Here is a 25,510-nt window from a genome sequence, read left to right on the forward strand (position 1 = left end):
GACTGTAGGATGGCAAATGAAATTTGATAAGAATGCCCGTTGAAGCAACACCTTCAAATGAAAATTGAAAATCTCTCGGACTTGCAAGTGCTGGTTCAGACCGCCCGCGGCGGTACCCTTACGGCCGCCGCGCATGCGCTGGGCATGACGCCCGCTGCCGCGAGCGCGACGCTCAAGCGGCTGGAAACACAGCTGGGCGCGCGGCTGTTCGAGCGATCGACCCGCGCCATGCGCCTGACGTCGCAAGGCCAGACGCTGCTCGACTACGCCGTTCGCGCTTTCGAGCTGCTGGACGAAGGCGAATCGCTGGTCACGGCCGACCGCGGCGAGTTGGTCGGCACCTTGCGCGTGGCGGCTCCTTCGGACCTCACGCGCAGCACGCTGCTGCCCTGGTTCGACGAGTTCCTGGCGCTGCATCCGGGCGTGCAGCTGTCGCTTTCGGTCGGCGACCGGCTGCTCGATGTGACTCGCGACGAGGTCGACGTGGCGCTGCGCTACGGGGCGCTGGCCGATTCACGCCTTGTGGCACGGCCCTTTGCGCTGACCAGCCCGCTGCTCACCGCATCGCCCGGCTACCTGCGCCGCCATGCCGCGCCCAAGACGCCGCAAGACCTGGTGCACCACAACTGCCTCACCTTCGACCGCGGCGGGCGCCGCCACCGCACCTGGCGTTTTGCACAGAACGGCCAATGGACTGAGGTGCGGGTGAAGGGCGACCGCAGCGTGGACGACGCATCGCTCGCGCGCGAGTGGGCCGTGGCGGGGCGGGGCATCGTGCTGAAGTCGGCACTCGATGTGCGGGACGACCTGCGCAAGGGCACGCTGGTGCGCCTGCTGCCCGAGTGGGACACCGAGCCCTATCCGCTGCACGCACTGCTGCCGAGCGGGCGCTTTGTGCCGGCGCGCGTGCGGGCGCTGGTGGATTTTCTGGCTGCCAAGTTCGACGCGCTGGCGCCGATGCCCGGCTAGATCATCGGCGTGACGGCGCCGTCCATCGCCACGATGGCGCCGGTGATGTAGCTCGCCTTCGGCGATGCGAGAAACACCACGGCGTTCGCAATTTCTTCGGGCGCCGCAATGCGGCCGAGCGGCAGCCTTGCCTTGGCGCGCTGCAGCGCTTCATCGCTGCCGATGCCTTGCAGCTTTGCATCTGCCTTCAGGCCTTCCTGCAGCCGCTCGGTCAGCGTGAGGCCGGGGTTCACCGCATTCACCCGAACGCCTTTGGCCGCATAGGCCGACGCCATGCCGGCACTCACCAGCATGAGCGCTGCGTTGGCCGCGCCGCCCGCCATGTGGACGGGGCTCGCCACCTTGCCGCCCTGGCCGATCACGTTGACGATGGCGCCCTGGCCGCGCTGGCCCATGCGCTTGACCACCGGATCGATCATGTGGATGTAGGTGAAATACTTGGCGTCCATGGCGTCATGCCAGGCGGCGGCGTTCAACTCGTCGGGCGGCGTACGGCGCGCGGCGCCCGCGGAATTCACCAGCACGTCGACCGGGCCAAAAGCCTGCTCGGCGGCATCGAGCGCGGCCACGGCGCCAGCCGGGTCCTTGAGGTCGGCGGCATGTACCGACACCCGGCCTTCGGCTTCTGCAAACGCCTCGACAAGCGTCTTGCGTCCTTGCTCCAGGTTCTTCAGGTCGCGCGAGACCAGGCTCACGCGCGCGCCCTCGCGCAAGAAACCGAGCGCGCAGGCCAGGCCAATGCCCTTGCTGCCGCCGGTAATGAGAACGTGCCGGTCCTGGAGCTGGAGATCCATGTGAGAGTCCTTGACTTGAATCGTGAATAGAAAGAAAGAACGCCGCGCGGCGCGGGGTCGCGTGGATTGAATCACCGCTCTAAGATCGGCGGATGAACGCATCCTCGGTATCCCTGCCCCGCTACTGGTCTCAACTGACAACGCGCGACTTTGCCGCGCTCGATGTGGCAGCCACCGTGGCGGTGCTGCCGCTCGGCGCGACCGAACAGCACGGCCCGCACCTGCCGCTGGGCGTGGACACCGTGCTGGCCGGCGGCATCGTGGCCGCGTCGCTGCCGCTGCTGCCGGCCGATCTTCCGGTGCTGTTCTTGCCGACGCAGCAGATCGGCCTGAGCCCCGAGCACGCGCGCTTTGCGGGCACGCTCACGCTGTCGGCCGAAACAGTGATCCGCATGTGGAAGGAAATCGGCGCCGGCGTGGCGCGGGCCGGCGTGAAGAAGCTGGTGCTGTTCAACGCACACGGCGGGCACGTGGGTGCAATGGACATCGTGGCGCGCGAGCTGCGCGCGGAGCACGGCCTCATCGTCTACAGCGTGAGTTGGTTCAACCTTCCGCTGGGCGATGCGGGCGCGCAGTTCGGCGCCGGCGAGCACCGCTTTGGCGTGCATGCGGGCGATATCGAAACATCGATGATGCTGGCGCTTGCGCCGCAGCAGGTGCGCATGGCCGAGGCGAAGAACTTCCGCTCCACCTCCGAGCAGCGCGCAGCGGACTACGCCATCCTCGGCAACGGCAAGAGCGCGAAGCTCGGCTGGGCCATGGAGGACTACAACCCGCAAGGCGCGGCGGGCAATGCGGCCGCGGCGACTGCTGCGCGTGGGCAGGCTGTTGTCGATGCGGCTGCGGAGCAGTTGGCGTTGTTGTTGGCTGAGGTGTCTCGGCTGCCGTTGGATACGGCCAAGACTGGGCCGCTGCCTTAGTCATTGGTTCGCTTGCTTGGCTGCCTTATTCAGGGCGGCGCACCCGCCGACGGGGTACCTTTCTCCGCGAATGTCCCCCGGCCTGCGGGCTTCCGCCCCTCCTCCTTTGTTTCGCTGCGCAAGGCACCCCGCCAGCGGGTGCGTTGTAAAGAGCGGTCGTTGATCAGCGGTACACCAGCAGCGTGCCCAAGTGCACAGGGCATCGGGTGCTCCCCGCAGCGAAATAAAGGAGGAGGGGCGCAGCCCAAAGGAGGAGGGGCGCAGCCCCGGGGGACATTCGCGGAGGGGAGTACCCGGTGGCCTTTGCACTCGCCCTGAACAGCAGCGCCCCAAACGGCAGCGCGAAGAACGCAAGAACCTCTAGGTCCGCACGCCACCCCGCCCTAGCACCCCCGCGAACATCTCCGAATCGACATTGCCGCCGCTCACGCAAATGCCGACCGTCTTGCCACGCCAGCGCTCCTGCTGCTGCAACGCCCCCGCGAGCGCCGCCGCGCCCGCGCCCTCGGCGACGTTGTGCGTGTCGCTGAAGAGAATGCGCATGGCCTCGGCAACCTCGTCGTCGGTAACGGTGATCACGTCGTCGGCCTCGCGCAGGATCACCTCCACCGACTCGGGCACCGGCGTGCGGCAGGCCATGCCGTCGGCAAGCCGTGTGCTGGCGGGCGATTCGATGGGCCGCCCCGCGCGGAACGAGTCGCGGTAGGCCGTGGCATGGGCCGACACCACGCCGATGAGCCTGGTCGACACGCCGCAATGGGCCCGCGCCGCAGCCGCTGCGGCAAAGCCGGAACCAAGGCCGATCGGCACGAAGAGCACGTCGGGCGGAGCGCTCTCCAGTGCGCTGAAGAATTCGACATACGCCGTCGACACGCCTCGCACCAGCTCGCGGTGGAACGATGGGACCCGATGCATGCCGTCTCGCTCGGCGAGCATGGCGGCATGCTCCGCCGCCTCCTGAAAGTCTTCGCCATGCTCGACCAGCTGTACGCCCAGCGCGCGCATTGCGGCGTTCTTTTCGAGCGAGTTGCCGTGCGGCACCACGATGGTGGCCGCGAGCCCGTGGCGCCGCGCCGCAAAGCCGACCGACTGGCCGTGATTTCCGCGCGTGGCACTGATGGCATGGCGCACGGCGGGTTGCTCGCGCGCCAGGGTCTCGAAGTAGGTCAGCCCGCCGCGAATCTTGAATGCCCCGGCCGGCGTGTGGTTTTCGTGCTTGGCCCACACCGCGGCGCCGAGACGTTGCGCGAGCAGCGGCCACGCGTACTGCGGGGTGGGCGGCATGGCGGCGGCGACGGTGCGCTGCGCGGATTCGATTTCTTCGCGGGTGAATCTCACGAGCGGCCTTTACTTGCGTTCGGTCAGCGCGACCCGCACCGCCAGCGCCGCCAGCACGCTGCCCATGATGTAGCGCTGCGCGCGCAGCCAGCCGGCACTTTGCGACAGCACGGCCGTGATGCTCGCGGCGCCGAAGATGGTGACGGTGTTGACCGCGGCGCTGCTGGCGATTTGCGCGGCGCCCAGCTGAATGCTCTGCAGCAGCACCGAGCCGCGCTCGGGGTGGATGAACTGCGGAAAGAACGAAAGGTAGAACATCGCCACCTTCGGGTTCAGCAGGTTGGTGATGAAGCCCATGCGGAACAACTTGCCCGGCCGGTCGGCTGGCAGCGCGCGTGCCGCGAAGGGCGCATCGCCGCCGGGCTTGACCGCCTGCCACGCAAGCCACAGCAGATAAGCCGCGCCGGCAAGGCGAATGGCGTCGAACGCGAGCGGCACGGCCAGCAGCAGTGCGGTGAGCCCGAGTGCGGCGGCAAACAGGTGCACCAGAAAGGCCGTCAGCACGCCGCCGAGCGAGATGAGCCCCGCGCGGCGACCCTGGATGAGCGTGCGCGACACGCAATAGATCATGTTCGGCCCGGGCGTGAGCGCGAGCAATACGGCGGCGAGCGCGAACCAGGCGATTTCGGTCAGGGTCAGCATGACGGTCAGAGTCCTTCGGATTGAAGCGTGACGGGGCCGCGCGGCGTGTCGAGCACGGCCACGAGATTGGGAGCACCGGGCTGCACGGCCATGTCGGCCATGCCGATGGTGGACAGCGCCGCGGCCAGGTCGGCCGCGCGCGGGTGCGTGGCCTGCAGCGATTGCAGTGCAAGGCCGGAGGCCGGCATGGCATCGGTCGGATGCACCGGGCCCCATTGGATCAGCGTGGGCAGCGCGCCGTAGAAGAGCCGCTGGCCGTCGTCGCGCACCGTGATCTGCCACTCGAGCCGGCCGGCGGGCGTGTCGCGCGAGGCTTCGAGCAGGTGGCCGCGATCGATGTGGGCGCGCTCGTCGTGCGCCAGCGCCTGCAGCGTCGCCTGCGCATTGGGCACCCGCGCAACGAAGTGAACCAGCCGCGGCCCGCGCCGCACCAAGCCTGCCTGCAGCACCGCATCGTCAAGGTCGAACCAGCGGCGCGTGCCGGGGCGCGAAGGCCTCTTGCCGGGTTCGATGGCAATGATTTCCAGGTACGCCTGCGGGAAGGCGTCGCTCGCGATGTTCAGCAGCCGGTTGTGCGTGCCCATCAGCGGGTGCGCGCCGCCGGGGCCCGGCGTCACGCCCAGGGTGGCTTCGCACCACGCCACGCCTTCGGCCAGCGAGGCGGCGGCGATCACCAGGTGGTCGAGTTGTGCGGCCATGGTGCCTTGCCCCCTACAACGTGACCTGGCCGTCGATGCAGGTCACGGCGTCGCCGCCGACCCACACCATGCCGTCGCTGTCGCGCTCGATGTACACGCGCCCGGCGCGGCCAAGGCACTGGCCCTGCGCAGCCACATAGCGCGCGGGCATGTGGCCGTCGGCAATCAGCCATTCGGCAAGGCCGGCGTTGAGGCTGCCGGTGACGGGATCTTCCTCGACGCCGATGGGCGCTGCGAACGCGCGCACCTCCAGGTCGATCTTCTGCCCGCCGCCTTCCGCGGCCTGAGCCTTGCCGCCGAAGGCGCGCGCCTCACGGTTCGAACGGCCGATGAGCATCGACGAACCCTCTGCCCCGGGCACACCCGCCACGCCGGCCTTGACACCCAGTTCCTTGAGCATTCGATGGTCGGGCACGAGCCGCAGCACGGTGTCCGCATCACTGAGCAGCAGGCCGAACCAGACCGGGCCGTTGTCCAGCACCTGGGCCGCGACGATCTGCTGCGCCTTCAAGCCCAGCGCGCCGGCCACCTTGGCCAACAGCGTGGGGCTGGGCGCACTGCGCTTGAGCGGCGGAGCCGAGAAAGCCAGGCGCTCGCCTTCCAGGCGCAGCGGCACCAAGCCCGCCGCGCACTGCTGCACGACGCGGCCCGCCGCCTTGGGCTTGCCGCCGGCCTGCAGCCAGGCATGGCAGCTGCCGATGGTCGGGTGGCCCGCGAAAGGCAGCTCGCCGCCCGGCGTGAAGATGCGCACGCGGTAGTCGGCCGTGGGCTCGGTCGGCGGCAGCAGGAAGGTGGTTTCCGACAGGTTGGTCCACTGCGCGAAGCGCTGCATGGCGGCGTCGTCCAGACCGGAGCCGTCGAGCACCACGGCAAGCGGATTGCCGAGGTAGGGCGTTGCGGTGAAGACGTCGACTTGTTTGAACGGGCGGGGTTTCATGGGTGTCATTCGAGCGGGAGATCGAGCACGCCGCGCGTGCCCGGACGGGAGAGGAGTTCGCCGTACCAGCGTTCGAGGTTCGGCCAGCTGGGGCGCTGGTATTCGGCCGGCGGCAGGCCGAACCAGCGGTGCGCTTCGCAGCCGATGGGAATGTCGGCCATGGTGAAGCGGTCGCCCGCCATGAAGGGCTGGCGTGCAAGGTGCGCGTCGAGCATCGCGAACAGGGCTTCGCTCGCGCGCACCGACGCTGCGATGAGCGCGGGTTCGCGCTCGGCCGGCACTGTACGCACCCATTGCACGAAGGCGTCGCGGCTGGCGCGGTTGAGCGTGGTCTGCTGCCAGTCCATCCAGCGTTCGGCGTCGAAGCGCGCCGCCAGTTCACTTGGGTAGAACTTGCCGTGCGAATGCTTGGCGCACAGGTAGCGCACGATCACGTTCGATTCCCAGAGCGTGACGCGCTCGCTGCCTTCGCCGTCGTCGATGGTGGGCACCATCGCGTTCGGGTTGAGAGCCAGGTATTCGGGCGTTTGCACCACGCCGAAACGGCCGCCGGCTTCGGTGCGTTGAAAGTCGAGCCCGAGTTCTTGCGCGCACCAGACGACTTTGCGCACGTTGATCGAACTGATGCGGCCCCAGATGTTGAGCATGGTGTTCAGCTTCCTTGAGCAGGTGTGGCGGACAGGGCAGAAGGCATGGAAGGACGGTCGAGCAGCAGCAGGCGAATTGCCAGGCCGACCATCACCAGCGCCAGCAGGCCGCGCTGGAATCTTTCAGCCCCCGGGCGGCGCTGCAGCCAGCGGCCTACTTGCCCGCTGCATGCGCCGAGCAGCGTGTTGAATGCGAGCGCGGCAGCCGAGAGCATGACGCCGAGCTGCACCAGTTGCAAGGGCACGCTGCCGCGCGCCGGGTCGACGAATTGCGGCAGGAACACCATGAAGAACAGCAGTGCCTTCGGATTGACCAGGTTGTTGAAAAAGGCCATGCGCACGATGCGTCCGAAGGCGGAGGGCTGCGCGCGTGTGCCGCCGGGCAATCCGCCGTTGCTGCTGCGCAGCGATTGCATTGCCAGCCACAGCAGGTACAGCGCGCCTGCATAGCGCAGCAGGTCGAAGGAAGGAGGCCATGCCGCCACCAGCGCGGTGACGCCGGTGGCGGCAAAAAGCGTGTGCACCAGGTCGGCCGACGAAATGCCGAGCGCCGCCGCAAACCCGCCGCGCGGCCCGTGCGCCACGCCGTGCGAGAGCACGAAGGCCATGTTCGGCCCGGGCGACAGGAACAGCGCGAGAACGGCGAGGAGGAATAGCGCGAGCGTGGCGAAGCTGATCATGGTGTGAACGGCAATGCGTCTTCAGGCTGTCGCGGTTGCCGCAACCTGCGGGAGGTACGGCTCGATGTTGCGCATGGCCCGTGCCACGTAGTCGTCCTTCTCGCCCACCGGCGCGACATAGTGCAACGCACTCTTCGCAGCCTCGACGCCTTCGCTGCGCGCGATGAGCCATGCCGCGAGGTAGGGCGCCGACAGGCATCCGCCGGCGGTGGCCACATTGCCGCTCGCGAAGAAAGGCTGGTTGAGCACCTCGACGCCGGCCTCCTGCACCCACGGCTTGGTCGTGAGGTCGGTGCATGCGGGCACCGCACCCAGCAGGCCCAGCTTGGCGAGCAGCAGGGTGCCCGAGCATTGCGCGCCGATCAGCTGCCGCTTGGCGTCGAGGCGGCGCAGCACGCTCATGATGGCGGGATCGGCCGCGATCTCTCGCGTGCGGATGCCGCTGCCGACGAGCACCGCCTCGGCCTCGGTGGCGGCTTCGAGCGTGGAGCTCGCATGCACGGTCACGCCGTTCATCGAGGTGACCGTGGCGCTGGGCGCGGACAGCGTCACGCGCCAGCCCGGCTTCTTGATGCGGTTGAGCACCCCGAGCGCCACCAGCGAATCGAGTTCGTTGAAGCCGTCGAAGGTCAGTATGGCAATGTGCATGGTGGTGCCTCTGTGTATGGCGTGTATGGCGGCTCAGACGGGTTCGGGCGCGAGCTTGCGTTCGGCCAGCAGCGCCAGTTCTTCGCGCAGTGCCGCTGCCAGCGCAGCGATGGCGACGTCGATCTCTTCGACGCTGGCCGTGACGAACGACAGGCGCAGCGTGCGCGGATCGCCCTGGCCCGCGTAGAACGGCGCGCCCGGAACGAAGGCAACGTTGCGCTCCACCGCCTTGGGCAGCAGCGCCACGGTGTCGATGCCCTCGGGCATGCGCGCCCACAGGAACATGCCGCCCTTGGGTGCGTTGAACTTCACGTCCAGGCCGGCCATCTCGCGCGTGAGCGCGGCGATCATCGCGTCGCGCTGGCGCTTGTAGAGCGCGCGGATGGTGGGCACGTGGCTGTCGAGGAAGTTGTCTTTCATCACCGCCGAAACCATGCGTTGCGTGAAGATGGGCGTGTGCAGGTCGACCGCCTGCTTGGCCTGCAGCAGCTTGGGATAGACGGCCTTTGGCGCGACCAGAAAGCCCAGGCGCAAGCCGGGTGCCAGCACCTTCGAGAACGAGCCCAGGTAGATGCAGCCTTCGGGGTTGCGCGCGGTCAGCGGCAGCGGCGGCGCTTCGTCGAACCACAGTTCGCCGTAGGGGTTGTCCTCGACGATCGGCAGGCCCGCAGCGGCAGCCGCGGCCGAGACCGCCGCGCGGCGCTCTTCGGTCATGGTGCGGCCGGTGGGGTTCTGGAAATTGGGCAGCAGGTAGATGAAGCGCGCATCCTTTGCCTTGGCCACCAGGTCTTCGACGATCACGCCGTCGTCGTCGCTTGCCACGCTCACGGGCTCAGGCTCCATCGGACCGAAGGCCTGCAGCGCGCCAAGGTAGGTGGGCGTTTCGACCAGCACCTTGCTGCCCGGGTCGAGCAGCACCTTGGCGACAAGATCCAGGCCCTGCTGCGAACCGGTGGTGATGAGCACCTGCGCAGGGTCGACGTTCCACGGCAGCATGTCGGCCACGGCCTGGCGCAGCGGCGCATAGCCTTCGCTCGCGGCGTATTGCAGGGCTGCCTGGCCGTCCTTGTGCAGCAGCTCGGCGCAGGCGTCGGCAAAGGCCTGGATAGGGAAGGTCTTGGGCGAGGGCAGGCCGCCGGCCAGGCTGATGATGCCGGGGCGCTCGGTGACCTTGAGGATTTCGCGCAGCACCGACGGGTTCATCTTGGCGGCGCGGGCGGCGAGTTTCCAGTTCATGATTCTTCTTTCAGGCGGGTGAGGTGAGGGGCGAATTTTCAGGATTGTTCGGCGCGCGCTGAACGCGGCGAAACGGCAGGAGCGGCCTGCGATTGCGAAAGGCGCTTGCCGAGCACCACGGTGCAGACCACTGCGGCGGCAAAACCGAGGGTCACGACATCGAGCGGCTCGCCCAGCAACGGAATGGAGGCAAGTATCGACAGAAAAGGCTGCAGCAGCTGGGTCTGGCTCACACGCAGTGCGCCGCCCATTGCAAGCCCGCGGTACCAGGCGAAGAAGCCGATCCACATCGAGAACACGCCGACATAGACGAAGCCCGCCCAAGCGGTGGTGGCGATGGGTTCCTGCGGCCACAGGAGCAACGTGGCCGGCAACGTGACAGGCAGCGCCATCACGCACACCCAGCAGATCACGCGCTCCGCGCCGAGCGACGGCGTGACCTGCGCGCCGTAGATGTAGCCGAACGAAGCCGCGATGACCGCGCCGACCAGCAGCAGATCGGCCCATTCGAAACCGAATCCGTGTCCGCTCTGGCTCGCTCGCAACACGGAGAACAGCACCACCAGCACGCTGCCTGCAACGGCACAGAGCCAGAAGCCGAGCCGTGCGCGCTGGTGCAGCACCAGGGCTGCGACCGCGGCGGTCACCAGCGGCAGCAGCGCGGTGACCACGGCCGCATGGCTGGCCGTGACCACGCGCAAGGCATAGCCCAGCAGCAGCGGATAGCCGATCACATTGCCGAGCACCGCCATGCCGAGCGGCTTCCACTGGTGCGGCGCGGGCCGGGGCGATCGCGTGGCGAGCAGGAAGATGGTCGAGAGAACACCGGCCAATGCGGCGCGGCCCAGCGTGACGAACCACGGCGAAAGCTGCGGCGCGTCTTGCGTGCCGGTGGCCAGCCGCGTCATCGGCAGGGTGACGGCGAAAAGCGCCACGCCGATCACGCCCAGCCACATGCCCAGGGTTTCGTCCTTGATCGTGAGCCGGCCGGTCATACGCTCAGCATCCACCAGGCCGTGAGCACCAGCACCAGCCCCATCGCGCGGTTGAACCACAGCAGGCGCTTGCCCTTGGAGAGCCATTCGCGCAGCAGCGCGCCGACCAGTGCATAAGTGAAGTTGCTGATGAAGGCGTAGACCAGCATCACCGGCGCGACGATGGCGAAGCGGCCGAGCTGGTCGGGTTGCCCTGCAATCCAGCCGGCGACCAGCGTGAGGGCGAGCAGCCAGGCCTTGATGTTGACGAACTGCAGCATCACGCCCTGCCCAAAGCCGATATCGAGATTGGCGCCGTCTGCACGACCGAGCGTTCCGCTGCCGCTCAGCTTGTAGGCGAGCCACAGCAGGTAACCCACGCCGAGCGCCTTGATGGCCAGGCGCAGCGACGGCACTGCCACCACCAGCGCGCCGATACCGGCCGCGCACAGCACCAGCAGCAGCGTCCAGCCCACGGGAACCGCCACGACAAAACGCATGGCGCGCGGCAGGCCGCCGTTTGCGGCCAAGGCGGTGGAGAGCGTGGTGTTGGGGCCGGGCGAGAAGCTCATCGCCGTGGCCAGCACCAGCAGCGCGGTGAATTCTTGCCAGTTCATTGCATACACTCTAAACTTTGAGACCATTACAGTTCCAATACAGTTGATCAAACATATTTGAAAACTGTATTGGCCTGCCACTCGACACAGAAGCGCAAGGCCGATGCTGACACGAACCTCCACCCAGTCGCTCACAGGGCAATTGGCCGACCGGCTGGCAGAGCGCATTCGCACCCGGCTGCTGCCGCCCGGCGCGCGCCTGCCCTCGGTGCGCGAATGCGCGCGCCAGCAGGGCGTGAGCCCCTATACGGTGGTGGCCGCCTACGACCAGCTGCTGGCACAGGGCCTGGTCGAGGCGCGCCGGCAGCGCGGCTTCTATGTGCGCGATGCGGCGCCCGCGCCGGAGGGGCGCCCGGCCAATGCGGCGCCCATGGTCGCGCAGATGATGGCGTCGCGTGTACCGGCCGATGCGAGTTCGCTCATCCGCAGCATGTTCCACAGGCCAAGCGACAAGCCGCAGCCGGGCATGGGCGTGTTTCCGCCGGACTGGATGTCGTCGACCTTCATGCCGACCGCGGTGCGCCGCATGACCAATACAGCCGCGCTGCAGGAGCTCTCGCTCCAGTACGGCGAACCCTCGGGCGATGCCGCCTTGCGGCGCAGCCTGTCGAACAAGCTCGTGGGCATCAACGTGCCGGCGGCGCCCGACCAGATCGTGACGACCGTCGGCGCTACCCATGCGCTGGACATCGTGAGCCGCACGCTGCTGCGCGCGGGCGATCCGGTCATGGTGGAAGAGCCCGGGTGGGCGCTCGAATTCGCACGGCTCGAGGCGCTGGGGATGCGCATCTTGCCGGTGCCGCGCCGCGCCGACGGACCCGACCTGGAAGTGATGGCGCAGTACTGCGCGCTGCACAGCCCAAAACTGTTCGTGAGTGTGAGCGTGCTGCATAACCCGACCGGCTACAGCCTGACGCCGGGCAGCGCGCACCGTGTGCTGAAGCTGGCCAACGAGCACGACTTCCACATCGTCGAGGACGACACCTACAGCCATCTCGCGCCCGAGCACGCCACGCGGCTCAGCGCGCTCGACGGGCTGCAGCGCACCATCTACGTGAGCGGGTTCGCAAAGATCCTTGCGCCCAACTGGCGTATCGGCTTTCTGGCCGCATCGCCCGAGTTGAAGGAGCGATTGCTCGAAACCAAGCTGCTGGCCACGCTGACCACGCCCACGCTGTTCGAGCGGGCGCTGTCATGGTGCATCGACCAGGGGCAATTGCGCCGGCATGCCGATCGCATACGCATCCGGCTCGACGGTGCGCGCAGCCGTGCGGTCAAGCTGGCCATGGCGCACGGCTGCACCTTCGCCTCGGAACCTGCGGGGCTGTTCGGCTGGGTCGATACCGGCGTGGACACCGACGCGCTCACCCAGCGCATGCTCGACCAGGGCTACCTGCTCGCGCCGGGCTCGCTCTTTCATGCGCGACGGCCGCCGAGCACGATGATGCGCATCAACTTCGCGACCTCGCAGGACGCCGCTTTCTGGAAGGTGTTCAGCAAGGTCCGTGCGGAGCTGTGACAGCTCCGGGCAGGTAAACGCGAGGGCCTCAGGCCCAAATCGCCGGTGCGTTGGAGTAAGCTGGCATCACAAGAAAACCCAACCCGGAGACCCCTGCATGAGCAACGCCAGCCAGCCTTTTGACTTCAGTCAATTTGTCCCCGGATTCGACTTTCTGAAGAATCTCGCAGGCGGTGCCGCCGCCGGATCGGGCGCTGCCACGAGCGCCGTGCCCGGTTTGCCGAGCCTTGCCAGCTGGGTAGCGCCCACGCTCAGCGTGGAAGAGGTCGACAAGCGCATCCAGGAGCTCAAGACAGTGCAATATTGGCTCGAGCAGAACGGCCATGCGCTCAAGGCGACCATCCAGGCGCTCGAGGTGCAAAAGATGACACTTTCGACCTTGCGCGGCATGAACGTGCGGATGGAAGATATCGCGAGCGCGTTCACCAAGCAGGCGGCTCCGGCTGCGCCGGTTGCTGCCCCGCCGGCGGAGCCTGAGCCACAAGTCGAGGCGGAGGAGGAAACGCCGGCACCCGCCAAAAAAGCCCGCAGCAAGCCGGCCTCGGCTGCTTCCGCATCGGGCGGCGACGGTGGCGTGATCGATCCGATGCAATGGTGGGGTTCGCTGACCGAGCAGTTCCAGCAGATCGCCACATCGGCCCTGCACGACGCGGCCCAGATCAAGGTGCCGGCGCCGGCCGCCGCTCCCGCCGCGTCAAAACCGGCAGCAAGGAAGGCGACAACAGCAACTGCCGCCAAAAAGAAGGCGCCGACCGCCGCGCGAAAGCGAACGACCGGACGGCGCTGACGTCATACGTACACACATCTTGAAGAGAACGGGTTGGCACGCATCATGAATTTGTTTCCCTCCGGTCACGCCACCCATCCGCAATGGCGCATGGCGGCCGGCCTTGTGCTGGCCCAGTTGCGCGCCCAGATGGCGCTGCCCGACTACGCCTCGGCGCCGACGCTCGGGCTGCTCTACATCACCGACCACTACGCGTCGGACGCGCAAGACATCCTCGACCACCTGAGCGCCGAGCTTCCGGAGGTGACCGACTGGTCCGGCACCGTCGGCATCGGTGTGTCGGCCAACAATGCCGAATACTTCGACGAGCCCGGCCTGAGCCTGATGCTCTGCGCGCTGCCGAGCGATCAGTACCGCGTGTTCTCCGGCGTTGCGCCGCTGGGCAACTCCGAAATGAGCGGTTTCGAGGCGCATACGGCGCTCGTGCACGCGGACCCCGCCACCCCCGACCTCACCGAACTGATCGGCGAGATGGCGGGCCGCACCGACACCGGCTATCTGTTCGGCGGCCTCTCGTCGGGCCGTGCGGGCGCCTTGCAGTTTGCAGTCGGCGGCAACGGAAACATCCGCGGCCACGGCGCCGCGGGCGGCGTGTTCTCGGGAGGTTTGTCTGGCGTGGTGTTCGGCGAGGGCGTGCGGCTGGTGTCGCGCGTCACGCAAGGCTGCCAGCCGCTGCGCTCCGGCGGGGGGCGCGAGCGCGAGATCACCGAAGCCGACGGCAACCTGCTGCTCAAGCTCGATGGTGAGCCCGCGCTCGACGTGCTGCTGGCTGACCTGCAGGTGTCGCTGGAGCGCCCGCAAGAAGCCATCGATGCCGTGCGCGCCACCCTGGTGGGCCTGGCCGATGCGGGCAGCGACGGCATTCGCCGCACCGGCGACCTCGGTGCCGACGTGCTGGTGCGCCACATCATCGGCCTGGACCCCACGCGGCGCGGCATCGCCATTGCCGACGTGGCCGAGGCCGGCATGCGCCTGACCTTCTGTCGGCGCAATGCCCAGGCCGCTCGCGCCGACCTGATGCGCATCTGCGCGGAAATCCGCGAAGAGCTGGAGCCTGAAGAGCAGACCCTGGCCACCGCGCGCGCCGTGGCGGCCGGGGAGGCCGAAGCAGCGCCGCACCCGGCGCGCCGCATCGCCGGCGCCGTGTACGTGAGTTGCTCAGGACGCGGCGGGCCGCACTTCGGCGCACCGGGCGCCGAGCTGCAGATCGTGCGGCACGCCCTGGGCGACGTGCCGCTGGTGGGGTTCTTTGCTGCGGGTGAAATTGCGCGGCATCACCTGTATGGGTATACGGGTGTTTTGACGGTGTTTACCGGCAACGACTGACCCGCCGCCCCGGCCTGATCAGGCCGGCTGGAGCACGCGCGCTGCCGGTGCAGGCATCCCGGCAAACGCGAAATCGACTTCGGGTGCGAGCCCGCTCACGATCCGCGCCACCGACTTGCCCGAGCCGCATGCATGCGTCCAGCCGAGAGTGCCGTGCCCAGTGTTCAGGTACAGGTTGGGCAGCTTCGTTTTGCCGATCAACGGCACGTTGCTCGGCGTCGCGGGGCGCAGGCCGGTCCAGAACTGCGCCTGGGTGGTGTCGCCTGCGCCGGGGAAGAGTTGTTCAACGCGCCGTACGATCGCTTCGCAGCGCACGCGGTTCAAGTCGCGGTCGTAGCCGTTGAGCTCGGCCGTTCCGGCAATGCGCAGGCGGTCGCCAGATGCCGATGTATAGCGCGAGAACACCAGCTTGAATTCATCGTCGGTCAGCGAAACCTGGTGCGCCTTTGTCGCGTCTTTTACAGGCAGCGTGACCGAATAGCCTTTGGCCGGATAGATCGGCAGGCGAATACCCAGCGGTGCGGCATACAGGGGGCTCAACGAACCCATCGCGAGCACGAAGGCATCGCCCCGAATGCGCTGGAAGCGGCCTTCGCTGTCGGTGGCTTCCACGTGGTCGATGCTGCCGCCCGCTTCGCGCAGCGCGGTCACCGTGTGGCTCATGAGGAACTTCACGCCGGCCGCTGCCGCTAGCCGTGCCATTTCGCGTGCGAAGAGGTTGGCGTCGCCGGATTCGTCTTCTGCCGTGTAAGTGGCGCCGGCCAATTGCGGACGGATGTGGGCCAGGGCGGGCTCGATCTTCACTGCCTCATCCGCGGAGATGACTTGCCGTTCGCAGCCGAGTGCGCGCATCTGCTCGGCGGGCGCAAGAGCGCTGTCGAACTCTTTCTGCGTGGTATAGAAGTGCAGGATGCCTTGCGTGCGCTGGTCGTAGGCGATGCCGGTGTCGCGCCGCAATTGCTGCAGCACTTCGCGGCTGTAGGTGCCCAGGCGCACGATCTGCTCGATGTTGTGCTTCGTGCGGCCGGGGGTGCATTCGCGCAGGAACTGCAAGCCCCAGAGCCATTGGCGCATGTCCGCGCGAATGCGAAAGAGCAGCGGGGCGTCTTCCTTGCCGAGCCACTGCAGCACCTTGAGCGGTGCGCTCGGATTTGCCCAGGGTTCGGCATGGCTGACGGAGATCTGCCCGCCATTGGCAAAACTGGTCTCGGCGGCGGGGGTGGCCTGCCGGTCGACAACGGTCACTTCGTGGCCGAGTTGCTGGAGGTAGTAAGCCGAGGTAACACCGAGCAAGCCGGCGCCAAGAACGATCACGCGCATTTCAAATACCTTTGAGGTTGAAGCGCTTGAACTGCGGGCGAGGTTTGCTATTGAATAAATAGCAAGCAACCGGACGACCGCCGTCCAAGTTGCCGCTCCCCCTGTCCTCGGTACCTGAGAGATTCACCCGCTGCGCCCGCAACGGGTTTGCTCCTTCGGTGCATCACGCGGGGTGATGGCTCTCCAGACGGCGTGTCAGTTGGTGCAGTACAGGCCCCTTGCCGAAATTTCGAGAACTTCGTCGGGCCGACCTGAGCGTTTATGGGAGTTTGCGCCTTCGGTAGGGCAACCGGGGTTGCCCGCTCTCCTGCAGTGGGCTGATTGTAGGCGGGGCTTGCGAACGCGCCAACCATTGATCCGGCCCGGCGGAGGGCCAATGGGATAATCGCCCGTTCATTCGCCAGAGGGCGATCGTTCGACAACAACAGGGGACTTCATGATCCTGGTAACCGGCGGCGCAGGCTTCATTGGCGCCAATTTCGTACTCGACTGGATCGCGCAGAGCGATGAGCCCGTCGTCAACCTCGACAAGCTGACCTATGCCGGCAATCTCGAGACGCTTGCATCGCTCAAGGGCAACCCGAGCCACATCTTCGTGCAGGGCGACATCGGCGACAGCGCCCTGGTCGATCGCATTCTGGCCGAGCACAAGCCACGTGCCGTCGTGAACTTTGCCGCGGAGTCGCACGTCGACCGCTCCATTCACGGCCCCGAAGACTTCGTGCAGACCAACGTGCTTGGTACCTTTCGCCTGCTCGAATCGGTGCGCGGCTACTGGAGCGCGCTGCCGGCCGAGCAAAAGGATGCCTTCCGCTTTCTGCATGTGTCGACCGACGAGGTCTACGGCTCGCTCTCCAAGACCGACCCTGCATTTACCGAAGAGAACAAATACGAGCCCAACAGCCCTTACTCGGCCAGCAAGGCCGCGAGCGACCATCTCGTGCGCGCCTGGCACCACACCTACGGCCTGCCGGTGGTCACCACCAACTGCTCCAACAACTACGGGCCGTTCCACTTTCCCGAGAAGCTCATCCCCCTGATGATCGTCAACGCGCTGGTCGGCAAGCCCCTGCCGGTTTACGGCGATGGCATGCAGGTGCGCGACTGGCTCTACGTGAAGGACCATTGCAGCGCCATCCGCCGCGTGCTCGAGGCCGGCAAGCTGGGCGAGACATACAACGTCGGCGGCTGGAACGAGAAGCCCAACATCGAGATCGTGAACACCGTGTGTGCGCTGCTCGACGAACTGCGCCCGCGCGCAGACGGCAAGCCCTACAAGGAACAGATCAGCTACGTCACCGATCGCCCCGGCCACGACCGGCGCTACGCCATCGACGCACGCAAGCTGGAGCGTGAGCTGGGCTGGAAGCCCGCCGAAACCTTCGACACCGGCATCCGCAAGACCGTCGAGTGGTACCTCGCCAATGGCGAATGGGTGCGCAACGTGCAAAGCGGTGCGTACCGCGAATGGGTCGAAAAGCAATACGACACGACAAAGGCGACCGCATGAAGTTGCTGCTGCTGGGCAAGGGCGGACAGGTCGGCTGGGAGCTGCAGCGCAGCCTTGCGCCGTTGGGCGAACTGGTGGCGCTCGATTTCGACAGCACCGATTTCAACGCCGACTTCAGCCGTCCGGAGCAGCTTGCCGAGACCGTGCTCAAGGTTCGGCCTGACGTGATCGTCAATGCGGCCGCACACACGGCCGTCGACAAGGCCGAGAGCGAGCCCGACTTTGCGCGCAAGCTCAACGCCACCTCGCCCGGCGTGGTGGCCGAAGCCGCCGGGCAGATCGGCGCGCTCATGGTGCATTACTCGACCGACTACGTGTTCGACGGCAGCGGCAGCAAGCCCTGGCAGGAAGACGACGCCACCGGACCCCTCAGCGTGTATGGCCGCACAAAACTCGAGGGTGAGCAACTGGTGGCTGCGCACTGTGCCAAGCACCTGATCTTTCGCACCAGCTGGGTGTTTGCTGCGCGCGGCGGCAACTTCGCAAAGACCATGCTGCGGCTTGCCAAGGAGCGCGACAAGCTGACCGTCATCGACGATCAGTTCGGTGCGCCGACAGGTGCCGAGCTGCTCGCGGACATAACCGCGCATGCGATTCGCGCCACCTTCCAGGACCCTTCCAAGGCGGGCCTGTATCACGCGGTGGCCGGTGGGGAGACCACCTGGTGCGGCTATGCGCGCTTCGTTCTCGAGATAGCGCAACAGGCCGGCGTCGAGCTCAAGGCTGGGCCCGATGCTGTCGAAGCTGTGCCGACCAGCGCGTTTCCGACGTCAGCGAAACGGCCACACAACTCGCGCCTCGACACCGCCAAACTGCAGACCATTTTTGGTCTACGCCTGCCGCCCTGGCAGGAAGGCGTTGCGCGCATGCTGCGCGAGACGCTCTGAAGAGTAAATTCACACGAGAAGAAACGCATGACCACAACGCAACGCAAAGGCATCATTCTCGCCGGGGGCTCGGGCACCCGGCTGCACCCCGCAACGCTGGCGATAAGCAAACAGCTGCTACCGGTGTATGACAAGCCGATGATTTATTACCCGCTCAGCACGTTGATGCTGGGTGGCATGCGCGACATCCTGATCATTAGCACGCCGCAGGACACGCCGCGGTTCCAGCAACTGCTGGGCGATGGCAGCCAGTGGGGCATGAACCTGCAGTACGCGGTGCAGCCGAGTCCGGATGGACTTGCGCAGGCGTTCATCATCGGGGACAAGTTCGTAGGTAACAACCCCAGCGCGCTGGTTCTGGGGGACAACATCTTCTACGGGCATGACCTCGTGCATCTGCTCGCCGATGCCGACGCGAAGCAGTCGGGTGCGACGGTATTCGCGTACCACGTGCAAGACCCCGAGCGCTACGGCGTGGTGGCGTTCGATGCCAAGGGCAAGGCCAGCAGCATCGAAGAAAAGCCGTTGAAGCCGAAGAGCAGCTATGCGGTGACGGGCTTGTATTTTTACGATAACCAGGTCGTTGACATCGCCAAGGCAGTGAAGCCCAGCGCGCGCGGCGAGCTGGAAATCACCGCTGTCAACCAGGCGTATCTCGGCCTCGATCAGTTGAGCGTGCAGATCATGCAGCGCGGGTACGCGTGGCTGGATACCGGCACGCACGAGAGCTTGCTGGAGGCGGGGCAGTTCATTGCAACTCTGGAGCACCGGCAAGGACTGAAGATTGCCTGCCCGGAGGAGATCGCGTGGCGCAACAGATTCATTACGACCGAGCAACTCCAAAAGCTCGCCGGGCCGCTGGAGAAGAGTGGCTACGGCAGGTATCTGAAGCACTTGCTGAATGACGAGGTACGCTCATGAAGGTCACGCCGACCTTGATCCCTGATGTCCTCGTCATCGAGCCGAAGGTGTTCGGCGATGCAAGAGGCTTCTTCATGGAGAGCTTCAATAGCAAGGCCTTCGATGAGGCTGTAGGCCGGCACGTGGAGTTTGCTCAAGATAACCATTCGCGATCGGCGAAGGGCGTCCTTCGAGGGCTGCACTACCAGGTGCAGCAAACGCAGGGAAAGCTGGTGCGCGTGGCGCGCGGTGCGGTGTTCGATGTGGCCGTGGACATCCGCAAGTCGTCACCGACCTTCGGGCGGTGGGTCGGCATTGAGCTCACGGAGGACAACCACAAGCAATTGTGGGTCCCTGAAGGCTTGGCGCACGGCTTCCTTGTCCTGAGCGAGTCGGCGGATTTCTTGTACAAGGCCACGGACTACTATGCGCCCGCGCACGAGCGCGCCATCCGCTGGGATGACCCGAAACTTGGCATCGAGTGGCCGGAAACGGGTGTCCTACCGCAGTTGTCCGGCAAGGACTTGCAAGCCTCGACGATGGACAATGCGGAGTTCTTTCCGTGAAGGCTCGAGCGATTTCGAAACAGCATTTGCCGGCCGGAAGGTCTTAGTGACGGGACGTACGGGTTTGACTGGCGGACGGTGTGCCTCTGGCGGCATTCGCTTGAACCATTGTGTGTTGCGGGGCGTGTTCACCGTCGTCGCAAAATGGCGACATCCGAGACGGCATGCGCACCAGGATCAATGGACAGAACGTCGGCTCGAAATGGGGCGGCGACGGGCGTTTTGAACGCTTCGGCGCCCAGGGCTGTTGGCAAGCGGCCGCAACTAGCTGATCCTGACTTCACGGTCGACCGGAACTTCTTTGGTCTTTCCGTGCGTACGGACTGGGTTGCGCTCGAACTAGTTTGAGAAGTACTCCGGGAAATCATCAGAGCGAGAAATGAATTGAAGAAGATCGCCATCGTCCAGTCCAACTACATACCCTGGAAGGGGTACTTCGACCTGATCGCGGCTGTCGATGAGTTCGTGCTGTACGACGACATGCAATACACCCGGCGTGATTGGCGTAATCGCAATCAGATCAAGACGCCGCAAGGTGTCCAATGGCTCACGGTTCCGGTCGTAGTCAAAGGCAAGTACACGCAAAAGATCAAGGACACCGAGATCGACGGCACCGACTGGGCGACGCTTCACTGGAAGGCTTTCGAACAGAACTACCGGCGTGCAGCGCATTTCGAAGAGATTGCGCGGTGGCTCGCGCCGTACTATCTTTCCACCCCGTTCCCGGTGCATCTGTCTGCGCTGAATCGCGGCTTGATTGAAGCGGTCTGCGCCTATCTCGGCATCACCACCCGGATCACCAGTTCATCCGACTATGTGTTGAGCGAGGGCAAGACTGAACGCCTCGCGGACATCTGCGTGCAGGCTGGCGCCGACGAATACTTTTCGGGTCCGGCCGCGAAGGACTACATGGACGAGTCGGTCTTCACGAAGCGGGGGGTTGGCCTGCATTGGTTCGATTATTCGTCTTATCATGAGTATCCGCAGTTGTGGGGCGAATTCACGCACGGGGTAACCGTGCTGGACCTTCTGTTCAACTGCGGCCGGGAAGCACCGGGCTTCATGAGGTATGTAGGCAAATGAAGCTGTCCATCGTCGCGACGCTCTACCAGTCGCAGCCATACATAGTTGAGTTCCACCGCCGCGCCAGTGCTGCGGCGCGCTCACTCGTGGGCGAGGACTACGAGATCATCCTCGTCAACGACGGTTCTCCCGATCGGAGTCTCGACGTCGCAGTGCAGCTTACGGCCCAGGATCCGCATCTTGTGGTCGTCGACCTGTCGCGCAACTTCGGGCATCACAAGGCCATGATGACGGGGCTTGGGGAGGCCCGCGGAGACCACGTCCTCCTTATCGATAGCGACCTTGAGGAGGAGCCGGAGTGGCTTCAGCCCTTCTGGCGGCAAATGAACGAGGACGCGAGCGACGTTGTCTACGGAGTACAGGCGGCGCGCAAGGGCGGCGGCTTCGAACGGCTGACGGGCGCGGTCTTCTACAAGCTGTTCCGGCTGCTCACCGGCATTGCGCAACCCGACAATATCGTCACCGCACGCCTGATGACGCGCCGCTACGTCGATGCCCTTCTGCTGCACCGCGAACGCGAACTAAACATTGGCGGCCTCTGGATCATCACGGGCTTTCGGCAAACGCATCGGGTGGTGAAGAAGCATTCCTCGAGTCCGACCACTTATTCGCTATCGAGAAAAGTCAGTCACCTCGTAAATGCGGTGACGTCGTTCAGCAGCTTGCCACTGGTCTTCACCTTCTATTCGGGACTGCTGATTTCAGTGACCGCGCTGTTCTATATCCTGTATCTGGTGTCGCGCTACTTCTCGGCCTCGTCTCCGCCCGACGGCTACACATCCATCGTGGCATCGATCTGGTTCTTCTCGGGGCTGATCATTTCCTTCATCGGCGTGCAGGGTATCTACATTGCGAAGATCTTTTCCGAGGTCAAGCAGCGCCCCTATACGATTCTTCGAAAGATCCATACATCCAATTCTGACCGGGAGACCATTCGATGAGCGCCCAAGATAGCGAGAGTGCCAAGCTGACGAGCTCACCCGTTGCTGAGCCCCGAGAGACGGCGCTACTGTCTGAGGTCGCGACCTACTATTCCGACAAGCTCGCGCAGCACGGACAAAGCCCGCGCGGGGTGGACTGGAATGGCCCGGAAGGGCAGACGCTGCGCTTCCAGGAGCTTTGCCGCGTGATCGACGGCAGCCGGCCTTATTCGCTGACCGACCTGGGTTGCGGCTATGGCGCCCTCCACGACCATCTGGCTGCCAAGGGGCACGACTTCAGCTACCTTGGCGTGGACGTTTCGGAATCCATGATCCAGGCGGCGCGCGAGCGTTTGCGGAACCGGGCGAAGGTGCGGCTGCTGCAGGCTGGCTCACCCGACGAGGTGAGCGACTACGGAATCGCCAGCGGCATCTTCAATGTCAGGCTGGGACGCACTGATGCCGAATGGCGGGCGTACCTGGAGCAGACACTCGATCAACTCGACCGCGGCAGTCGGATAGGCTTCGCCTTCAATTGCCTCACCTCCTATTCGGATACAGATCGGATGCGGGCTGACCTCTACTACGCCGATCCCTGCCAGTTCTTCGATCTGTGCAAGCGGCGCTATGCAAAGAATGTCGCGCTGCTTCACGACTATGGGCTCTACGAATTCACCATTCTCGTCAGGAAGCAGCCATGACCCGACGTCTCGTCATCTTTGGTACCGGCGACATCGCGCAGCTGGCGCACTATTACTTCGGCAAGGATCCGCGATTCGAGATAGTGGCATTCACCGTCGATGCGGCCTACGTGCGCGAGCCCAGCTTCTGCGGGCTGCCAGTGATCCCGTTCGAAGAGGTCGCAGGTCGCTACCCACCGGACGAGTACGAGATGTTCGTGGCCTTGAGCTACGCCAAGCTCAATGCGGTGCGCAAGGACAAGTACCTGGAAACCAAGGCTAAGGGCTACCGCATCGCCAGCTATGTGAGCCGGCAGGCGACCGTTCTCAACGACGATCACATCGGCGAGAACTGCTTCATTCTCGAGGACAACACCATCCAGCCGTTCGCCAGGATCGGCAACAACGTCACCCTATGGAGCGGCAATCACATCGGGCACCATTCGATCATTAGTGATCATTGCTTTCTGGCGTCGCACATCGTGGTGTCGGGCGGCGTGGTCGTCGGCGAGCAATGCTTTGTGGGCGTCAACGCAACATTGCGTGACCACATCACGATCGGCGAACGCTGCGTGATCGGCGCGGGTGCGCTGATGCTCGCGGACGCTGAAGCACACGGGGTGTATATCGGAGCTGCCACCGAGCGCTCGCGGGTGCCGAGCAACAGGTTGCGAAGCCTATGAAGGGCTCCTGGAGAAAGCTGGGTGCGCTCTTCTGTCCAGCCGGTGAAAACCGTCATCCCAAGCTCTTGACCCATGCCGCAAATCCGCTACCGGTGCAGTTGAAGGGCGATGTCTATCGCGTCTTCTTCAGCGGGCGGGATGCACGCAATCGTTCTTCGGTGGGTGCCGTTGACATCGATCTGGTCGCGCGCCAGGTGCTGTACGAGCACCCAGAGCCTCTGTTCGAACACGGTCCCGAAGGCAGTTTCTATGCAGACGGCGTGAGCATCGGCAACTGCTACGAAACAGCTGCCGGCCACTTCATGCTGTTCATGGGGTGGCGCAATCCCGCCGATGCGCATTGGCATGGAGAAATCGGTCGACTTCGCGTGCACGAGGACCTCGGCTTGTCGCTGGATGGAACCGGCGGCGCGTTTATGCCGTTGGACGCCGAAGATCCGATCAGCCTTTCCTATCCGTGGGTAGAGGGCAGTGCGTCCTCCGGTTTCCGGATGTGGTACGGATCGACCGTGGCCTGGGATGCCGGCAACGGCGAAATGAGCCACCTCATCCGCCAAGCCTCGTCGCAAGATGGCGAGAACTGGCGCAAGCATGGGTCGGCCGTGCCTCATCGCGTGGGTCTGGCGCAGGCCTTCTCAAGGCCGACGGTGATCCAAGATGCGGACGGGCATCACATGTGGTTCTCCTACCGCAGCGGGAGCGGCCAGAGCTACCGAATCGGGTACGCGGCCAGTGCGGATGGCCTCGAGTGGCAACTTGCGCTCGAGGATGCGGGAATCGATGTGTCGACCGGCGGCTGGGATTCGGAAATGATCGAATACCCTTTCGTCCTCGACCACAGTGGCCGGCGCTACATGCTCTACAACGGAAACGGCTACGGCAGGACCGGCTTCGGCCTCGCGGTTTTCGAGCATGCCTGAGGCCACCATGCCGGCGCCGCGACGCTCTCTAGCCGCGCAACTCCTGAGCTATGCAATCGTCGGCTTGGCCAGCAATCTCGCGGGCTATCTGGTCTATCTGCTCATCACGCACCTGGGCCTGGGCCCCAAGATCACGATGACGGTGTTGTACGCCGTCGGGGCCGGTATCGGCTTCTGGGGCAACCGCAACCTGACCTTCGCGCATCAGGAGAGTGGGCTGGCGGTCGGTGTCCGGTACCTTCTGGCACATGGCTGCGGGTACCTGATCAACTTCGCACTGCTGTATTTGCTGGTTGACCGATGGGGCTGGGCACATCAGATCGCGCAGGGCCTCGCAATCTTCGTCGTGGCGGGCTTCCTGTTCGTCTCCTTCAAGTTTTTTGTTTTTCCCGGCGTTAACCGGAGCGGAGCCCAGACGCCGTGAGACGCTGCCTGCATTGCAACTCTACCTTCGAAGGCGGTACGCCGCATTGTCCGGCGTGCGGCGACGACCCGGCGCGGATCGACGGATTTGTGGCCTTCGCCCCTAATTTCGCCCGCGATGGCGGCGGCTTCAAGGCGAACTACTATGACGACTTGGCCCGGCTGGAAGGCGAGAACTTCTGGTTTCGCGCCCGAAACGCCCTGATCCTCTGGGCGCTGCACAAATATCAACCCGGCTTCCGGTCGATGCTCGAGATCGGATGCGGAACCGCCTATGTGCTGTCGGGTGTGGCGCAGGCTTTTCCCGATGCCCGTCTGGTCGGGAGCGAAATCTTCGTGGCGGGACTGGGCTTTGCGGCAAAGCGTCTGCCTTCAGCCGAATTCGTGCAGATGGATGCGCGTGCCATCCCCTTCCGGGAAGAGTTCGACGTGGTGGGCGCCTTCGACGTCATCGAGCACATCGAGGAGGATGAGCGTGTCCTGGCGCAGGCGCATGCGGCGCTTAAGCCCGGGGGATGCATCGTGCTCACCGTGCCGCAACACCCGTGGCTGTGGAGTGCGTCCGACGAATACGCCTGCCATGTGCGCCGCTATCGCGCGGCGGAACTCCATCGCAAGGTGCGGGAAGCAGGCTTCGAGTTGCTGCGCAGCACGTCATTCGTGACTGCGCTGATGCCGGCCCTGGTCGTATCGAGGCTGCGGACTCGGAAGACGGCCTTGGAGGCCTTCGATCCGCTGGCCGAATTCGCCATTCCTCGCAGCATCAACGCGCTGTTGGAGCGGATTCTTTCTTGGGAGCGGGCCTCGATTCGCGCGGGCCTGAGCTTTCCTGTGGGAGGATCAAGGCTTGTTGTCGCAAAAAAGATCTGACGTCTCCTTCGCCCTA

Annotated in this window: 28 protein-coding genes and 2 riboswitches; of the genes, 16 read left to right on the plus strand and 12 right to left on the minus strand. The window is 65.3% G+C overall.

Translation table 11 applies throughout. The annotated features are described in order from the left end of the window. Positions 1-57 precede the first annotated feature (57 nt). A complete protein-coding gene (locus QHG62_RS21835; RefSeq protein WP_281147735.1) occupies positions 58-969 on the plus strand; it encodes a LysR family transcriptional regulator in 912 nt (303 codons plus the stop codon). On the opposite strand, the gene QHG62_RS21840 is transcribed toward QHG62_RS21835, so the two are convergent. After that, positions 966-1,763: an SDR family oxidoreductase gene (locus QHG62_RS21840; RefSeq protein ID WP_281147736.1), complete on the minus strand. Its 798-nt coding sequence runs from the start codon at positions 1,761-1,763 to the stop codon at positions 966-968. The genes QHG62_RS21835 and QHG62_RS21840 overlap by 4 nt on opposite strands. 92 nt (positions 1,764-1,855) lie before the next feature. On the opposite strand from QHG62_RS21840, the gene QHG62_RS21845 reads away from it, so the two are divergent. Continuing rightward, positions 1,856-2,683, plus strand: a complete 828-nt coding sequence (locus QHG62_RS21845) for a creatininase family protein (protein ID WP_281147737.1) — start codon at positions 1,856-1,858, stop codon at positions 2,681-2,683. 360 nt (positions 2,684-3,043) lie between these two features. On the opposite strand, the gene QHG62_RS21850 is transcribed toward QHG62_RS21845, so the two are convergent. The 10 genes from QHG62_RS21850 to QHG62_RS21895 are packed head-to-tail and all read right to left on the minus strand — an operon-like array spanning position 3,044 to position 11,100. Continuing rightward, the gene (locus QHG62_RS21850; RefSeq protein WP_281147738.1) at positions 3,044-4,021 is read right to left on the minus strand and encodes a threonine dehydratase; all 978 of its coding nucleotides are present in this window, start codon (positions 4,019-4,021) and stop codon (positions 3,044-3,046) included. A gap of 9 nt (positions 4,022-4,030) precedes the next feature. Continuing rightward, positions 4,031-4,663, minus strand: a complete 633-nt coding sequence (locus QHG62_RS21855; RefSeq protein WP_281147739.1) for a LysE family translocator — start codon at positions 4,661-4,663, stop codon at positions 4,031-4,033. Positions 4,664-4,668: 5 nt separating this feature from the next. Next, on the minus strand, positions 4,669-5,361 hold the full coding sequence (locus QHG62_RS21860; RefSeq protein WP_281147740.1) for a VOC family protein: 693 nt from the start codon (positions 5,359-5,361) through the stop codon (positions 4,669-4,671). Positions 5,362-5,374: 13 nt separating this feature from the next. Continuing rightward, entirely contained in the window at positions 5,375-6,298 is a 924-nt protein-coding gene (locus QHG62_RS21865) for a PhzF family phenazine biosynthesis protein (RefSeq protein WP_281147741.1), read from the minus strand. Positions 6,299-6,303: 5 nt separating this feature from the next. Continuing rightward, complete coding sequence (locus QHG62_RS21870) at positions 6,304-6,945, minus strand: glutathione S-transferase family protein (RefSeq protein ID WP_281147742.1); 642 nt, start codon at positions 6,943-6,945, stop codon at positions 6,304-6,306. Between the two features lie 5 nt (positions 6,946-6,950). Continuing rightward, positions 6,951-7,625, minus strand: a complete 675-nt coding sequence (locus QHG62_RS21875) for a LysE family translocator (protein WP_281147743.1) — start codon at positions 7,623-7,625, stop codon at positions 6,951-6,953. 21 nt (positions 7,626-7,646) lie between these two features. Beyond that, on the minus strand, positions 7,647-8,273 hold the full coding sequence (locus QHG62_RS21880) for a DJ-1/PfpI family protein (RefSeq protein WP_281147744.1): 627 nt from the start codon (positions 8,271-8,273) through the stop codon (positions 7,647-7,649). Between the two features lie 33 nt (positions 8,274-8,306). Then, complete coding sequence (locus QHG62_RS21885) at positions 8,307-9,509, minus strand: PLP-dependent aminotransferase family protein (protein WP_281147745.1); 1,203 nt, start codon at positions 9,507-9,509, stop codon at positions 8,307-8,309. A 38-nt stretch (positions 9,510-9,547) separates the two neighbouring features. Beyond that, positions 9,548-10,504 (minus strand): DMT family transporter, encoded by a 957-nt coding sequence (locus tag QHG62_RS21890; protein WP_281147746.1) that lies wholly within the window; start codon positions 10,502-10,504, stop codon positions 9,548-9,550. Beyond that, positions 10,501-11,100 carry a LysE family translocator gene (locus QHG62_RS21895; protein WP_281147747.1) on the minus strand — a complete coding sequence of 200 codons (600 nt, stop codon included), beginning with the start codon at positions 11,098-11,100 and terminating at the stop codon, positions 10,501-10,503. The genes QHG62_RS21890 and QHG62_RS21895 overlap by 4 nt, the downstream gene beginning before the upstream one ends. A gap of 103 nt (positions 11,101-11,203) precedes the next feature. Here QHG62_RS21895 and QHG62_RS21900 point away from each other — a divergent pair, with 103 nt between their 5' ends. The 3 genes from QHG62_RS21900 (at position 11,204) to QHG62_RS21910 (ending at position 14,732) form a co-directional block, all read left to right on the plus strand. Beyond that, positions 11,204-12,619 (plus strand): PLP-dependent aminotransferase family protein, encoded by a 1,416-nt coding sequence (locus QHG62_RS21900; RefSeq protein WP_126747656.1) that lies wholly within the window; start codon positions 11,204-11,206, stop codon positions 12,617-12,619. 97 nt (positions 12,620-12,716) lie between these two features. After that, positions 12,717-13,406 (plus strand): PhaM family polyhydroxyalkanoate granule multifunctional regulatory protein, encoded by a 690-nt coding sequence (locus QHG62_RS21905; RefSeq protein WP_281147748.1) that lies wholly within the window; start codon positions 12,717-12,719, stop codon positions 13,404-13,406. Between the two features lie 45 nt (positions 13,407-13,451). Continuing rightward, positions 13,452-14,732: an FIST signal transduction protein gene (locus QHG62_RS21910; RefSeq protein WP_281147749.1), complete on the plus strand. Its 1,281-nt coding sequence runs from the start codon at positions 13,452-13,454 to the stop codon at positions 14,730-14,732. 18 nt (positions 14,733-14,750) lie between these two features. Here the strand turns inward: QHG62_RS21910 and QHG62_RS21915 are convergent, their stop codons facing one another. Further along, positions 14,751-16,052, minus strand: coding sequence for a D-amino acid dehydrogenase (locus tag QHG62_RS21915; RefSeq protein WP_281147750.1), 1,302 nt, complete (start codon positions 16,050-16,052; stop codon positions 14,751-14,753). 91 nt (positions 16,053-16,143) lie between these two features. Continuing rightward, positions 16,144-16,249: riboswitch (glycine riboswitch) on the minus strand. A 32-nt stretch (positions 16,250-16,281) separates the two neighbouring features. Then, positions 16,282-16,372: riboswitch (glycine riboswitch) on the minus strand. A gap of 116 nt (positions 16,373-16,488) precedes the next feature. Here QHG62_RS21915 and rfbB point away from each other — a divergent pair. The 11 genes from rfbB to QHG62_RS21970 all read left to right on the plus strand — a co-directional run bounded on the left by rfbB (position 16,489) and on the right by QHG62_RS21970 (position 25,494). Further along, the gene (rfbB, locus tag QHG62_RS21920; protein ID WP_281147751.1) at positions 16,489-17,562 is read left to right on the plus strand and encodes a dTDP-glucose 4,6-dehydratase; all 1,074 of its coding nucleotides are present in this window, start codon (positions 16,489-16,491) and stop codon (positions 17,560-17,562) included. Next, entirely contained in the window at positions 17,559-18,449 is an 891-nt protein-coding gene (gene rfbD, locus QHG62_RS21925) for a dTDP-4-dehydrorhamnose reductase (RefSeq protein ID WP_281147752.1), read from the plus strand. Before rfbB ends, rfbD begins: the two co-directional genes overlap by 4 nt. Positions 18,450-18,476: 27 nt before the next feature. Further along, on the plus strand, positions 18,477-19,370 hold the full coding sequence (rfbA, locus tag QHG62_RS21930; protein WP_281147753.1) for a glucose-1-phosphate thymidylyltransferase RfbA: 894 nt from the start codon (positions 18,477-18,479) through the stop codon (positions 19,368-19,370). Beyond that, positions 19,367-19,915: a dTDP-4-dehydrorhamnose 3,5-epimerase gene (rfbC, locus tag QHG62_RS21935; protein ID WP_281147754.1), complete on the plus strand. Its 549-nt coding sequence runs from the start codon at positions 19,367-19,369 to the stop codon at positions 19,913-19,915. The genes rfbA and rfbC overlap by 4 nt, the downstream gene beginning before the upstream one ends. A gap of 384 nt (positions 19,916-20,299) precedes the next feature. Continuing rightward, on the plus strand, positions 20,300-20,998 hold the full coding sequence (locus QHG62_RS21940; RefSeq protein ID WP_281147755.1) for a WbqC family protein: 699 nt from the start codon (positions 20,300-20,302) through the stop codon (positions 20,996-20,998). Further along, positions 20,995-21,939 (plus strand): glycosyltransferase family 2 protein, encoded by a 945-nt coding sequence (locus tag QHG62_RS21945; RefSeq protein WP_281147756.1) that lies wholly within the window; start codon positions 20,995-20,997, stop codon positions 21,937-21,939. The genes QHG62_RS21940 and QHG62_RS21945 overlap by 4 nt, the downstream gene beginning before the upstream one ends. Continuing rightward, the gene (locus QHG62_RS21950; protein WP_281147757.1) at positions 21,936-22,619 is read left to right on the plus strand and encodes a class I SAM-dependent methyltransferase; all 684 of its coding nucleotides are present in this window, start codon (positions 21,936-21,938) and stop codon (positions 22,617-22,619) included. Before QHG62_RS21945 ends, QHG62_RS21950 begins: the two co-directional genes overlap by 4 nt. Next, the gene (locus QHG62_RS21955) at positions 22,616-23,281 is read left to right on the plus strand and encodes an acetyltransferase (protein WP_281147758.1); all 666 of its coding nucleotides are present in this window, start codon (positions 22,616-22,618) and stop codon (positions 23,279-23,281) included. Before QHG62_RS21950 ends, QHG62_RS21955 begins: the two co-directional genes overlap by 4 nt. Continuing rightward, positions 23,278-24,201, plus strand: coding sequence for a hypothetical protein (locus tag QHG62_RS21960; RefSeq protein WP_281147759.1), 924 nt, complete (start codon positions 23,278-23,280; stop codon positions 24,199-24,201). Before QHG62_RS21955 ends, QHG62_RS21960 begins: the two co-directional genes overlap by 4 nt. Beyond that, a complete protein-coding gene (locus QHG62_RS21965; RefSeq protein ID WP_281147760.1) occupies positions 24,194-24,625 on the plus strand; it encodes a GtrA family protein in 432 nt (143 codons plus the stop codon). The genes QHG62_RS21960 and QHG62_RS21965 overlap by 8 nt, the downstream gene beginning before the upstream one ends. After that, the gene (locus QHG62_RS21970) at positions 24,622-25,494 is read left to right on the plus strand and encodes a class I SAM-dependent methyltransferase (RefSeq protein ID WP_281147761.1); all 873 of its coding nucleotides are present in this window, start codon (positions 24,622-24,624) and stop codon (positions 25,492-25,494) included. Before QHG62_RS21965 ends, QHG62_RS21970 begins: the two co-directional genes overlap by 4 nt. Positions 25,495-25,510: the final 16 nt, after the last annotated feature.

The organism is Variovorax paradoxus (genome assembly GCF_029919115.1).
Classification (GTDB): domain Bacteria; phylum Pseudomonadota; class Gammaproteobacteria; order Burkholderiales; family Burkholderiaceae_C; genus Variovorax; species Variovorax paradoxus_O.